Genomic DNA, 13,232 nt, shown 5'->3' with positions numbered 1-13,232 from the left:
GCCCGAACGAGGCCGTTCCGAAACCGTGGGCTATCGAATCCGCGCGTCCATGATCTCGACGAAACGTGCGAACAGACCAGCCTGCGACTTTATCTTGAGCTTGCGGTAAATGTTGCGGCGATGAACTTTTACGGTTCCCGGCACGATGCGCATCGCCCTGGCGATTGATTCCGTGGAATGGCCCTGAAGCACCAGATCGACGACATGCTGTTCGCGCGGCGTGAGCGAAAGGCTCTTCCAGATGTGAGCACGTTCGAACTCGCTGACCGGAGCAATCGCCTCGTCTTGCTTCGCCCCAACCGGTCCGTCAGCCGGAAGGGTAGGCCAGCGCAGCCTGATGAGGTTGATCACCGCAGGCGCCATGTCGCGCAGCAACCTCGCATCGGCGGTTCCGAAAGGTCCCGAAACTCGCAATCGCATCAGCGAGAGCACCAGCGCGTCCTTTCCCGGCAGCGGCACGAAAAAGCCGACCTCCTCCGCAAGTCTGGTCTGGCTGTAATAGGAGCGGTAATATTCGCTGGCATAGAAGCGATCCGGCGCCAATTCGCGCATGCGCCAAAAGCCTTCCTTGCGCTCGACTGCCGCATGGTGGAACGGATCGAGCAGATAAGGCCCTTCCTGATAGAGCGCGACGAAGACATGGCTTTCGGCCGGCGAGAATGTCTCGAACAGCAGCGGCGGGCGTGAGGCGCCGCGATAGCCGAAGATCACGCAATGATCGAAGCTGACATGCTGGCGGAGCCAGGCGACCATTGCCTTGCCGAAAAGCTCGCCGCTCGTCTCCCGCGTCGCTGCGATGAGCGCAGCGAGCTGGCTGTATTCATCGCTGCGCGAAACGCCCAATTCATACCCCTCTAGACGAGAAAATAGACGAAATATACCACCTGGGAGGTATATACTAGCTGCCATTGGCTCTGACAGCGTTTCGAGGTTAGCTACCCGCAGGAGCCCGCAGCTTTGACCGCAGTGCCCGATGTCGAGTTTCGCGGGGTCACCAAATGCTACGGCAGCGTGACCGCGGTCAGCGGCATCGATCTTGCCATCCCGCCGTCTGCCTTTGTCGCCTTGCTCGGGCCGTCCGGCTGCGGCAAGACAACCTGCTTGCGCATGATCGGCGGCTTCGAACAGCCAAGCGAAGGTGTGGTATTCATCCGTGGCCGCGACATGGCCGGCACGCCGCCCTATCGGCGGCCGGTCAACATGGTGTTCCAGCAATATGCGTTGTTTCCGCATCTGAATGTGGAGGACAACGTCGCCTATGGCCTCCGCCAGGCACGGCCGCGCCTGTCGTCGCGGGAGATCAGCCGGAAGACAGGCGAGGCGCTCGCCATGGTTGCGCCTTGCCGGATATGGCCGCCGCAAGATCCATGAGCTTTCCGGCGGCCAGCAGCAGCGTGTCGCCCTGGCACGGGCGCTGGTCAACAAGCCGGCGGTGCTGCTGCTCGACGAGCCCCTGGCGGCGCTCGACAAGAAGCTGCGCACCGACATGCAGATAGAGCTGCAGAACCTGCAGCGCGAGATCGGCATCACCTTCGTCTTGGTCACCCACGATCAGGAAGAGGCACTGTCGATGAGCGATTTCGTCTGCGTCATGAATGGCGGGCGCATCGTCCAGCTTGGGCAGCCGAGCGAAATCTATGACGAACCCGCCGACCTCTTCGTCGCCGACTTCGTCGGCAAGACCAATCTCTTGAGCGGCAAGGTCGTCGGGCTCTCGGGCAAGCTCGTCGAGGTGGCGCTTGCTGACGGCGCTGTGATTGCAGCGCGCAAGCGGACTCCGCTAGCGCAGGGTGAAGCCGTTTCGGTTAGCCTGCGCCCTGAATCACTAAGCCTCGGCGCGCCCGGAAGCGGCCGGCTGAACGGGCTTGTCCGCAACCGGATCTTTCTCGGTTCGACCGCGGAATATGCAATCGAGGTCCAGGGCATCGGGACACTGCTCGCAAAGGCCGATCATCTGGTCGGCGGTGGAAATCTCTTCAAGCCGGGTGAACCCGTCGCCGTCGGCTTTACAGCCGGAACGCCGCTGGCGTTTCTGGACAATAACGGCACCAACCAGAGGGAAAACAAAAATGTCGAAATCGTATCGTGACGGACTGCCGATAAGCCCTGAAAAATTCGTCGACCAGTTGATGCGCCTCAAGCGCGGTTCCATCGGCCGCCGCGAGTTCCTTGGCCTTACCGGCCTTGGTCTCGCTACCGCGGCAATGGCCCGCGAACTCGGCATCATGCCGTCGCCAGCCTTCGCCCAGGAGGGGCTTGGCGACCGCATGTCGATTGCCACCTGGCCCAATTATCACGACCCGGCGACGTTCGAGAATTTCAAGGCCGAGACCGGCGTTGCCGTCGAGGTCAACGTGTTCGGGTCAAACGAGGAGATGCTGGCCAAGCTGCAGGCCGGCGCCTCGGGCTGGAGCCTTTTCGTTCCGACCAACTACACGATCTCGACTTACAAGAAGCTTGGCATCATCGAAGCGCTCGATATGGCCAAGCTTGCCAATTATGACGGCTCGCAAGAAGACCCCCGCTTCACCGGGGAAGGCACCATCGACGGCGTGACCTACGCTGTGCCGAAGAATTGGGGCACCACCGGCTTTGCCGTCAACACCAAGAAACTGACCAAGCCGATGACGAGCTGGAAGGAATTCTGGGACACGGCCATGTCGGAGGGCGACGGCCGGACCATGGTTCATGACTACCAGCTGACCACGATCGGCAACGCGCTGAAATATTTCGGCTTCTCGTTCAACTCGCTGAAGCCGGACGAACTCGCCAAGGCGGAGGAATTGCTGCTGAAGGTCAAGCCGCATCTGTTCGCGGTCTCCAGCGACTACCAGCCGTCGATGCGTGCCGGCGACGCCTGGATGACGATGTGCTGGACCAATGACGGGGCGCAGCTCCACCGCGACATCCCCGAAATCGCCTACGTGCTTGGCAAGGAAGGCGGCGAGATCTGGACCGACTTCTACGCAATCCCCAAGGATGCGCCCAACAAGCCTGCCGGTTATGCCTTGCTCAACTATTTGATGAACCCGAAAGTCGCGGTCAAGGAGCACCTGGCCAATGGTGCGCCTTCCACCGATGCGCGGGTCAATGCGCTGCTGCCCAAGGAGGTGCTGGAAAATCCGATCCTCTATCCGGCGGCGGATCTGCTGAAGCCACTCGAATTCGGTGCAGCCGCGACCTTGACCGATCCGGGCCGGGCCGAATTGATGGCACGCTTCAAGTCGGCTTGACCGGGGCGGACCATAGGTCCGATGCAGGCAACTCCCCCGGCGGGCAGATGTCCGCCGGCACCGGGGCGGTTTTTTCAATGCGCAGCAATGTTTTTCGTCACAATCTCCTGACCGCCCTGCTGCTCGGTCCGGCGACCGCGTGGCTGTTGGTGTTTTTAGTTTTGCCGTTCGTCGCGATCACCGTCTTCAGTGTCGGCGAGCGGGCGCCGGAAGGCGGATATCAGGCCGCTTTCACCTTCGCGCAATATGCCAATCTTCCGGCGCGGGCGACCGCCTTCTGGAACACCATGGTGCTGGCGCCGGCGGGTGCACTGGCCTGCCTTCTCGTTGCCTATCCGGTCGCCTATTACCTCGCTTTGCGCGCGCCGGAACGGTGGCGGCTGATCCTGCTGGCGCTTGTCGTCATCCCGTTCTGGACCAGCCTGCTGATGCGAACCTATGCCTGGATGTATGTGCTTGGCGGGCGCGGCGTCCCAGCTCTGCTGGCCTATGTCGGGATGGAGGACGTGCGGCTGATCAACACGCCGGGAGCGGTTCTGCTCGGCATCGTCTATGGTTATCTGCCGCTGATGATCCTGCCGATCTATGTCAGCCTCGAGCGGCTCGATCGCCGGCTGCTGGAGGCCTCCGCCGATCTCGGCGCGACGCCGATCTCGACATTCCTCGGCGTGACGCTGCGGCTGTCGCTGCCAGGTGTGATGACCGGCTTCTCGCTGGTCATGATCCTGTTGCTCGGCGAATATCTGATCCCGACGCTACTCGGCGGCGGCAAGGTCTTCTTCATCGGCAACGCGCTGGTCGATCTGTTCCTGCAATCGCGCAACTGGCCATTCGGATCGGCGATCGCCATCACGCTTGTAGCGGTTTCCGTGGTCGTGCTGCTTGCCGCGAACCGCATTTCGACCCGGCTTTCGGGTGCCCGCCGGGTGGACCTGATCTGATGCGTGCCTTCGTCGTTGCGGTCTTCGCCTTTCTCTACCTGCCGATCGCGCTGGTGGTGCTGTTCTCGTTCAACGCCGGCCACCACGCCAGCGAGTTCACCGGCTTCTCGGTGCAGTGGTACGGCAAGGCACTGGCAAACCCTTTCCTGGTCGAAGCGCTGAAGAACAGCCTGTTCATCGCCACGACCAGCGCCTTGCTGGCGGCACTCTGCGGCACGGCGGCGGCGCTTGGCCTGGCGCGTGTTGGCGCCCGAACACGAGCCGTCTTCGATGCCCTCCTGGGGGCTGCGATCGTCGTTCCGGGCGTGGTCATCGGCATCTCGACACTGGTCGCGCTGGTCCAGCTGTTTGGGCTCGTCAACCCGTTTGTCGCTTCGCTGTGGCCGAACGACCAGCCACCGCGCCTGGCGCTTGGCTATGGCTCGATCATCGCCGCGCACGGGCTGTTTTCGATGGCGCTGGTGGCGATGATTGTCGGCACGCGCCTCGGCAGCCTCGACCGCAACCTGGTCGAGGCCTCGAGCGACCTTTATGCCACCCCGCTGACGACGTTCCGCAGCATCGTGTTGCCGCAGATCATGCCGGCGGTGATCGCCGGCTTCCTGCTCGCCTTCACATTCTCCTTCGACGATTTCATCGTCGCTTTCTTCGTCGCCGGCGCACAGACGACATTGCCGATCTATGTCTTTGCCTCGATCCGGCGCGGGGTCACGCCGGAGATCAATGCCATCGCGACGATCGTGCTTGTCGCCTCCGTTCTGCTCGTGGTGCTTGCCCAATGGCAACTGCGGCAACGAAAACCATCACACTGAAAGATAAAAAACATGATTCTGAGAGATCGCATCGCCGTGGTGACGGGTGCCGGGTCGGGGATCGGGCGTGCCGGCGCCATGATGATGGCCAGGGAAGGCGCGCTCGTGGTGATCGCCGACAGGGACCAGGCGGCGGGGGAAGCAACCGCTTCCGACATTCGTGCGGCCGGCGGTCGGGCCGAGGCCGTCGCCACCGATGTCGGCGACGACGCGGCGGTCGAGCAGCTCATTGCAGGAACGCTGAGCCGGCATCGGCGGATCGACATCCTGCACAATCATGCCGGGATCCAGGTCGGCGGCACGCTGACCGAAGTCGGCGCCGACGGCATGGATGCCTCCTGGCGGATCAACGTGCGGGCGCAGTTCCTCGCGGCCAGGCTGGTCATGCCGTCAATGATCGCGCAAGGCGGCGGGGTGATCCTGAATACCGCCTCGAATTCGGGTGTGTTCTACGACCGCGAAATGATCGCCTACGCAACGTCAAAACATGCAGTGGTGGCGATGACCCGGCAGATGTCGCTCGACTATGCCAAACACAATGTCCGCATCAACGCGCTGTGCCCTGGCTGGGTCGATACGCCCTTCAACGAGCCGTTCATCACGCAGATGGGCGGGCGGGCGGCGATCGAGAACTATGTCCGCACCAAGATTCCCATGCAGCGCTGGGCCAGCGCGGAGGAAATCGCCGAAGCGATCCTGTTCCTCGTCTCCGACCGCTCGTCCTTCATGACCGGCCAGGCGCTGGTGATCGACGGCGGCGAAAGCGTCGGCTGATCCGCAGCTCCCGGCGGGCCGGAGCTGAAATTCTCTTTGGCCTAACGGGCCGGCGGCGAGATGTGCTTTCGTCTTAAGGAGAATGCGGCCAACATGGCCGGGCCGGGAAAAGGGAAGGCTGCACAATGGCTGAGGCCTATATCTGCGATTACATCCGCACGCCCATCGGCCGCTTCGGCGGTTCGCTGTCGGCGATACGAGCGGACGATCTCGGCGCGATCCCTCTGAAGGCGCTGGTCGAGCGCAATCCAGGCATTGACTGGGCTGCCCTCGACGATGTCGTCTATGGCTGCGCCAACCAGGCCGGCGAGGACAATCGCAATGTCGCGCGCATGGCGCTGCTGCTGGCCGGCCTGCCCCAGGAGGTTTCCGGCTCGACCGTCAATCGCCTCTGCGGTTCGGGCATGGATGCGGTGATGATTGCTGCCCGCGCCATCAAGGCCGGCGAGGCGGAGCTGATGATATCAGGCGGCGTCGAATCGATGAGCCGTGCTCCGTTTGTCATGCCGAAGGCGGAAACCGCCTTTTCGCGCAATGCCGAGATTTACGACACCACGATCGGCTGGCGCTTCATCAATCCGCTGATGAAGAAGCAATACGGCGTCGATTCGATGCCGGAGACCGGCGAGAACGTGGCGGAAGAGTTCGCCGTCTCCCGCGCGGACCAGGATGCATTTGCCGTGCGCAGCCAGGACAAGGCGGTCGCCGCGCAAGCCAATGGCCGTCTGGCAAAGGAAATCACGCCGGTGACGATCGCGCAGCGCAAGGGCGATCCGGTGGTCGTATCAGCGGACGAGCATCCCCGAGCGGGCACGACGATCGACTCGTTAGCCAAGTTGCCGACGCCGTTCCGGCAAGGCGGCACGGTCACGGCCGGCAATGCGTCGGGCGTCAATGACGGCGCGGCGGCGCTGATCGTCGCCTCGGAAGCAGCCGCGAAAAAATATGGGTTGACGCCGATCGCCCGTATTCTGGGCGGTGCCACCGCCGGCGTGGCGCCGCGCATCATGGGCATCGGCCCGGTGCCGGCCACGCAAAAGCTATGCGCCCGGCTCGGCCTGAAGCCGCAGCAATTCGATGTCATCGAGCTCAACGAGGCCTTCGCCTCGCAAGGCATCGCCGTGCTGCGCCAGCTCGGCATTGCCGAGGATGCGGAGCACGTCAACCCGAATGGCGGCGCCATCGCGCTCGGCCATCCGCTCGGCATGTCCGGGGCGCGCATCACCGGCACGGCGGCATTGGAGCTGCGCGAACGCGGCACCCGCTATGCACTTGCCACCATGTGCATCGGTGTCGGCCAAGGCATTGCGGTGGCGCTCGAGAGATTGTGAGCAAGCGTGGGTTTGCCGGGCCATTTAATGGCGCGTTCCGCCCACTCAAATTTGACCATGTGGACAAAAGCCGGGCACCGCTCCATAGTTCCTTCGCCGATATTCCAGAGAAGAGAGCCGGCTCGACACGGCGCCAATCAGAGGGGCATGCAATGGACAACGGGAAGAGCAGAATCCAATCGAAACGCGAAGGGCTTTCGCGCCGCAACGTGCTGGAACTGGGCGCGCTCGGCCTGGCGGCGGCGATGCTGCCGGGCAGCGCCTTTGCCAAGACCAAGAAGCTGAAAGTGGCGGCGATCTTCGCCACGCCGATCGAGGAGCCTTGGGACAACCAGATCCACGTCGCCCTGCAGAAGGCCGAGAAGGAACTCGGCATCGAATACAAATGGTCGGAGAAGGTGCAGACCGCCGATTTCAGCCGCGTCATGCGCGAATACGCGCAGGGCGGCTATGAGCTGGTGCTGGGCGATGCCTTCGCCGCCGAGCGCGAATCGCGCAGGACCGCCAAGCAGTTTCCGAAAACCGCCTTCCTGTTCGGCTCCGGCGCCGGGCCGGCCGAGCCGAATTTCGGTGTCTTCGACAACTGGATCCACGAGCCGGCCTATCTGTCCGGCATGATCGCCGGAAAGATGTCGAAATCGGGCACGATCGGCGCGGTCGCGGCGATGGGTATTCCGGAAGTGAACCGGCTGGTCAACGCCTTCTTTGCCGGTGCCAGGGAGGTCAATCCCAACATCAAGAAGAAGGTCGCCTTCATCGGCTCGTTCTTCGATCCGCCAAAGGCAAAGGAAGCGGCCGTCGCCCAGATCGACGCTGGCGTCGACGTGATCTATGCCGAGCGCTTCGGCGTCATCGAAGCGGCGGCGGAGAAGAAGATCCTCGCCATCTCCAACATGTCGGACCAGTCGAGCCTCGGTCCCGACACGGTGATCACCGGGCCGGTCTGGGATATGTATCCGACCGTCGAGCAGGCGATCAAACTGGTCAAGGCCGGCGTCTTCACGGCGCAGGATTACAGCGATTTCTCGCGCATGGCCAAGGGCGGCTCCTACCTTGCGCCCTACCATAAATTCGACAAGACGCTGCCGGCCGAAGTCAAGGAACTGGTCGCGAAGAAGAAGGCCGAGATCCTCGATGGCAATTTCCGCGTCGACGTGGATGAGAATACGCCGGTCTCGGACTGAGAGATCCCTCCCCCTTGAGGGGAGGGTGGCCCGCAGGGCCGGGTGGGGTCCTCAGCGACGCGCTCCATCGTCTTAAGTCAAAGTCGAGGCAGCTGAGGTGACCCCTCCCGCCTCGCTTCGCTCGGCACCCTCCCTACAAGGGGGAGGGATATCGGCGCCAACGCCACCAGGATCCCGCCTTGTCAACGCCTGCCCCTCTCATCGAAATGCGCGGCATCTCCAAGAGCTTTGGCGCCGTCAAGGCGAACGAGGCCGTCGATCTCAGCGTCGCGCCGGGTGAAATCCTCGGGCTGCTCGGCGAAAACGGTGCCGGCAAGACGACGCTGATGAACGTGCTGTTCGGTGCCTATGCGCCCGATGCCGGCGAGATCCTGGTGCAGGGCCGGCCGGTGGCGATCAACAGCTCGGCCGATGCGCTGGCCGCCGGCATCGGCATGGTGCACCAGCATTTTCATCTCGCATCGCGGCTTTCGGTGCTGGAAAACCTCTTGATCGGCATTCCCGGCAGATCGGGCCGGATCGACCGGCCCGGCGGGCTGGCGCGGCTTGCCGAGATCGGCCGCCAGCACGGGCTGACGCTCGACCCGGACCTCCCCGTCGCGGCGCTGTCGGTGGGCGAGCAACAGCGGCTCGAGATCGTCAAGGCACTGTTTCGCGGCGCAAGGCTGCTGATCCTCGACGAGCCGACAGCGGTGCTGGCGCCAACCGAGGTCGACGGACTGTTTTCGGCGCTGCGCTCTATGGCGGCACAGGGGCTCGGCATCATCTTCATCTCGCACAAGCTCAACGAGGTGCGGGCGCTGACGCATCGCTGCGTCGTGCTCAGGCACGGGCGCGTTGCCGGCCGCGTCGATGCGCCGGCCAGCACGACATCTTCGGAGATGGCGCGGCTGATGTGCGGCCACGAGATCGTGCCGCCGGCCAGGGGGCCATCGACGCCGGGTGCGGCGGTACTGACGCTCGACGGCATCTCGACATCGCAGCATTCCGGCATGGCGCTGCGCGACGTGTCGCTGTCTGTACGTGGCGGCGAGATCCTTGGCATCGCCGGCGTCTCCGGCAATGGCCAGCGCGCGCTTGCCGAGGTTATCTCCGGCGTGCGAGCGCCCGATGCGGGACAGATGACGATAGCCGGCAAAGCAGTTTCGCGGTTCTCGCCGCGCGACGTGCAGGCGCTCGGCCTCGGCCGCATCCCGGAAGACCGTATGACGACAGGGCTGGTCACCAATCTGCCGCTCGCCGATTCCATGGTGCTGCCGCGCATCGGCACGACGGCGTTCAGCCGCAACGGCCTGCTCAAGCCGGATGCGATCCGCGCCTTCGCCGAGGCGCAGATCAAGACCTACGATATACGTTGCCCCGGGCCGATGACGCGCGCCGGGGCGCTTTCCGGCGGCAATCTGCAAAAGGCGCTTCTGGCGCGCGAACTCGCCTTCGATCCGAAGGTGCTGATCGTTTCGCAGCCGACTCGCGGCCTCGACATTGGCGCCGCGCGCTTCATCCACGAAAAATTCCTCGACATGCGCGCCAAGGGCTGCGGCATCATCGTTATCGGCGAGGATCTGGAAGAGTTGCTGATGCTCTCGGATCGTATCGCGGTGATGTATGAGGGCCGCATCGTCAGCACGCTGGACAGCGCCGATGCCAGCGTTGCCAGACTCGGGTTGATGATGACTGGGGCGGAGGGAAAGGCTTGATGTTCCGTCTCGAGGCCCGCACCTCAACGCCCACCTGGTTCAATCTGGCGCTGCCGCTGCTCGCCATCGGGGCGGCGCTGATCCTGTGCAGCGGCCTGATCGCATTGGCCGGCGCCGGTGTCGTTGAGGCCTATGGCGTGATGTTTTCGGCATCGCTGGGCGACAGCTATGCCATCACCGAAACGCTGGTGCGTGCCACTCCGATGATCTTCACCGGGCTTGCCGTGGCGGTCGCCTTCCGCGCCAAATTCTGGAACATCGGCGCCGAAGGACAATTGCTGGCCGGTGCGGTGGCGAGCTGTGCCGTCGGCGCCATCCCGATGCCGGGTCCGCTCGCCATGCTGCTGATGGCGCTGGCGGGCGCCGCCGCCGGCGCGGCCGTCGCCCTGATCCCTGCGACGCTGCGGGTGAAATTCAGGGTCGATGACGTGGTCAGCTCGCTGCTGCTCAATTCGGTCATTTTCTACGCACTGATGGCGCTGATCGAGGGGCCATGGAAGGATAGTTTCAGCGGCTACCCGATCTCGCCGCCGATTGAGGATACGGCCAATTTTCCGGTGTTGCTCGAAGGCACGCGGCTGCATCTCGGCGTCGTCGCGGCGCTGGTCGCAGCACCCCTGATCTGGTTCGTGGTCGCGCGTACGACGCTCGGCTTCCGCATCAGGGTCATCGGCGAAAACCCCGAGGCGGCACGCTATGGCGGCATCAATGTCGAGCGGGTGCTGATTTCGACGGCGCTGCTGTCTGGCGCATTGGCCGGCCTTGCGGGCGTCGGCGAGGTCGGCGGCGTGCATTTCCAGGTGATGAGCGACATCTCGCCGGGCTATGGCTATTCCGGCATCGTCGTCGCCATGCTGGCGAGGCTCAATCCGCTCGGCGTGGTGCCGGCGGCGATTTTCCTTGCCGCGGTGATGACCGGCGCCGAGGCGATGTCGCGGGCGACCGGCGTTCCGGCCTTCCTCAGCGACGTTATTCAGGGAACGGCGCTGCTCGCCATGCTGGTGGCGCTGCTGTTCACCGCCTATCGCCTCCGCCGCGTGGGAACAGCCAAATGAGCGCGGTGCTGGAGCAGATATTCCAGGTCGGCTTCCTGGCCGCGATCATCCGCATCGCCACGCCGCTTGCCTTCGCGACGCTGGGCGAAATGTTTTCCGAACGCGCCGGGGTGCTTAATCTCGGTATCGAAGGCATCATGCTTTTGTCGGCGATGACCGGCTTCACCGCGGCGAGCCTCAGCGGCAGCCTCTGGCTTGGCGTGCTTGCGGCGGTGCTGACCGGGGCGCTGATGGGCGCCGTGCACGCGCTGTTCACGGTGGCGCTCGGCCTCAGCCAGCATGTCTGCGGCATCGGCGTGACGCTGTTCTCGTCGGGCCTTGCCTATTTCCTCTACCGGCTGATCTTCGGCCAGCAATCGGTGCCACCGAACATCAAGGGGTTCGAGACGCTGCCGATCCCGATCCTGTCCGGCATTCCGGTGCTTGGGCCGGCGGTGTTCAACCAGTTTTCGCTGGTCTACATGGCGATGCTGTCTATTCCCCTGGCCGCCGTCGTGCTCTACCGCACACCGTGGGGCCTGTCGGTTCGCATGGTCGGTGAAAACCCGCGGGCCGCCGATTCGGCAGGCGTCAGCGTCATCGCTACGCGCTTCCAGGCGGTGATTCTCGGCGGTGCCTTGATGGGGCTGGCCGGTGCCTTCCTGTCGATGGCGCAGTTCAACGCGTTCACCTTCGGCGTGGTTTCGGGGCGTGGCTGGGTGGCAATCGCGCTCGTCGTTTTCGGCCGCTGGGATCCGTGGCGATCGGCAGGTGCTGCACTGCTGTTTGCCTTCGTCGACGCCTTGCAGTTGCGCATGCAGGCGAGTGGGCTTGGCCATATCCCCTACGAGGCGTTCCTGATGCTGCCGTTCATCTTCACCATCGTCGCTATGGCGGTGATGTCGCGCAATGCGGTAGCCCCGTCGGCGCTGCTCAAGCCGTTTCGGCGCGAAGAGCGGTAGCGGCGCTTCGCCTTTCACATCGCGGTGAAGCCGTTGTCGACGAACAGATGGGCGCCGTTGACGAAGCTGGCCTCGTCGCTGGCCAGGAACAGGGCTGCCTTCGCGACCTCTTCCGGCTCGCCGATCCGTCCTTGTTGCGCCGCCATTGCCGCGTCGGAGACATCGACGCCGAGTTTGTCGAGATCGGCGACCTCGCGCAGGCCATGCGGTGTCCTGATGAAGCCTGGACAGACCGCGTTGCAGCGGATGTTGCGGTCGCGGAATTCGACGGCAATGGCACGCGCGAACATGTGGCAGGCACCCTTGGTAGTGTCGTAAAGCACCTCCATCGGCGTTGCCGCCACCGCCGAGATCGACGAGGTGCAGACGATGGAACCGCCGCCGGCGGCGATCATGCCGGGCAGCACGGCGCGCGTCATCAGGAACATCGAACGCACATTGACGGCATGCAGCCAGTCCCATTCCTGCAGCGTGGTCTCCAGGAAGGGCTTGATGACGATGGTGCCGGCGTGGTTGAACAGAACCGTGACCGGGCCGAATTTTTCCGTCGCGCCCTTCACCGCCGCTTCGACCTGCGCCTCATCCGATACGTCGGCGACCCAGTGCTCGGCGACATGGCCGCGTTCCCTGATTGCCGCTGAGGTGGCGGCAGCCGCTTCGCCGTTGCGGTCGATGATCGCCACCTTGGCGCCCTCGGCCGCGAAAAGCTCCGAGGCCGCACCGCCCATGCCCGTCGCGCCGCCCGAAATGATGGCGACCTTGCCGGCCAGTCTTGTGCCCATCTTTTGCTCCCTGCTGCCTTGCCGTGACGTCCCGGCTTTCCGCTGAAGCAGCGATGCTATCCTTCGTCCATTGGATCGCCAAGGAGCCACAGACACGTGGACCTGACATTTTCTGCCGTCATCCCGGCGTGCCTCAAAAGGCAGCGCTAAGCAGTAAAAGCACTAAGTTGTCCGCCGTTTGGAGAAAATTGTTCTAAGGATCGCGCGAAAATAGCACTCGACAAAGTCTACTGATTTTATAGATTAAGCGCCGAGACGGAGGTCGATATGTCCTATAGCCAGAACGCTCAGACTGCCCGCAAAGGCCAAAGGCTGGGTTCCGACCAGGTGTGGCGGCCGGCCTACGCCGGCGCTTTCGCCTATCTCGTCTTTGCCCTTGCGTTTGTATTCACAGGGGCAGTGGTACTGGGGCTGATCCCCTGATTGTCAAGGCTCTGATCATCGAGGCTTCCTCGAGATAGCGGCCTGCCGTTTGCAGAAAT

Annotated in this window: 12 protein-coding genes and 1 pseudogene; 11 read left to right on the top strand and 2 right to left on the bottom strand. The window is 63.7% G+C overall.

The genetic code is table 11. The features are described 5' to 3' along the window. Positions 1-30 precede the first annotated feature (30 nt). Positions 31-843 carry a LuxR C-terminal-related transcriptional regulator gene (locus NKI95_RS17680; protein WP_352718435.1) on the bottom strand — a complete coding sequence of 271 codons (813 nt, stop codon included), beginning with the start codon at positions 841-843 and terminating at the stop codon, positions 31-33. A 114-nt stretch (positions 844-957) separates the two neighbouring features. On the opposite strand from NKI95_RS17680, the pseudogene NKI95_RS17675 reads away from it, so the two are divergent. The 10 genes and pseudogenes from NKI95_RS17675 to NKI95_RS17630 all read left to right on the top strand — a co-directional run bounded on the left by NKI95_RS17675 (position 958) and on the right by NKI95_RS17630 (position 11,968). Next, positions 958-2,089, top strand: a pseudogene (locus tag NKI95_RS17675) (ABC transporter ATP-binding protein). Further along, entirely contained in the window at positions 2,070-3,233 is a 1,164-nt protein-coding gene (locus NKI95_RS17670) for an ABC transporter substrate-binding protein (RefSeq protein ID WP_352718432.1), read from the top strand. The pseudogene NKI95_RS17675 and the gene NKI95_RS17670 overlap by 20 nt, the downstream one beginning before the upstream one ends. 77 nt (positions 3,234-3,310) lie before the next feature. Beyond that, positions 3,311-4,174: an ABC transporter permease gene (locus tag NKI95_RS17665; protein WP_352718430.1), complete on the top strand. Its 864-nt coding sequence runs from the start codon at positions 3,311-3,313 to the stop codon at positions 4,172-4,174. Further along, positions 4,174-4,986, top strand: a complete 813-nt coding sequence (locus NKI95_RS17660; protein ID WP_352517498.1) for an ABC transporter permease — start codon at positions 4,174-4,176, stop codon at positions 4,984-4,986. The genes NKI95_RS17665 and NKI95_RS17660 overlap by 1 nt, the downstream gene beginning before the upstream one ends. A 12-nt stretch (positions 4,987-4,998) precedes the next feature. Then, positions 4,999-5,760 carry an SDR family NAD(P)-dependent oxidoreductase gene (locus NKI95_RS17655; RefSeq protein WP_352468184.1) on the top strand — a complete coding sequence of 254 codons (762 nt, stop codon included), beginning with the start codon at positions 4,999-5,001 and terminating at the stop codon, positions 5,758-5,760. 125 nt (positions 5,761-5,885) lie between these two features. Beyond that, on the top strand, positions 5,886-7,091 hold the full coding sequence (gene pcaF / locus NKI95_RS17650; protein ID WP_352718426.1) for a 3-oxoadipyl-CoA thiolase: 1,206 nt from the start codon (positions 5,886-5,888) through the stop codon (positions 7,089-7,091). 152 nt (positions 7,092-7,243) lie between these two features. After that, positions 7,244-8,275: a BMP family protein gene (locus NKI95_RS17645; protein WP_352718423.1), complete on the top strand. Its 1,032-nt coding sequence runs from the start codon at positions 7,244-7,246 to the stop codon at positions 8,273-8,275. Positions 8,276-8,481: 206 nt separating this feature from the next. After that, positions 8,482-9,972, top strand: coding sequence for an ABC transporter ATP-binding protein (locus NKI95_RS17640; protein ID WP_502909186.1), 1,491 nt, complete (start codon positions 8,482-8,484; stop codon positions 9,970-9,972). After that, a complete protein-coding gene (locus NKI95_RS17635; protein ID WP_352718420.1) occupies positions 9,972-11,027 on the top strand; it encodes an ABC transporter permease in 1,056 nt (351 codons plus the stop codon). Before NKI95_RS17640 ends, NKI95_RS17635 begins: the two co-directional genes overlap by 1 nt. Next, positions 11,024-11,968 (top strand): ABC transporter permease, encoded by a 945-nt coding sequence (locus NKI95_RS17630; protein WP_352718417.1) that lies wholly within the window; start codon positions 11,024-11,026, stop codon positions 11,966-11,968. Before NKI95_RS17635 ends, NKI95_RS17630 begins: the two co-directional genes overlap by 4 nt. 14 nt (positions 11,969-11,982) lie before the next feature. On the opposite strand, the gene NKI95_RS17625 is transcribed toward NKI95_RS17630, so the two are convergent. After that, positions 11,983-12,750, bottom strand: a complete 768-nt coding sequence (locus NKI95_RS17625) for an SDR family NAD(P)-dependent oxidoreductase (protein WP_352718414.1) — start codon at positions 12,748-12,750, stop codon at positions 11,983-11,985. 267 nt (positions 12,751-13,017) lie between these two features. On the opposite strand from NKI95_RS17625, the gene NKI95_RS17620 reads away from it, so the two are divergent. Continuing rightward, positions 13,018-13,173, top strand: a complete 156-nt coding sequence (locus tag NKI95_RS17620) for a hypothetical protein (protein WP_023678176.1) — start codon at positions 13,018-13,020, stop codon at positions 13,171-13,173. Positions 13,174-13,232: the final 59 nt, after the last annotated feature.

Source organism: Mesorhizobium sp. M0306, assembly GCF_040321655.1.
Taxonomy (GTDB): Bacteria; Pseudomonadota; Alphaproteobacteria; order Rhizobiales; family Rhizobiaceae; genus Mesorhizobium.
This window is presented reverse-complemented; position numbering and strand designations above follow the sequence as displayed.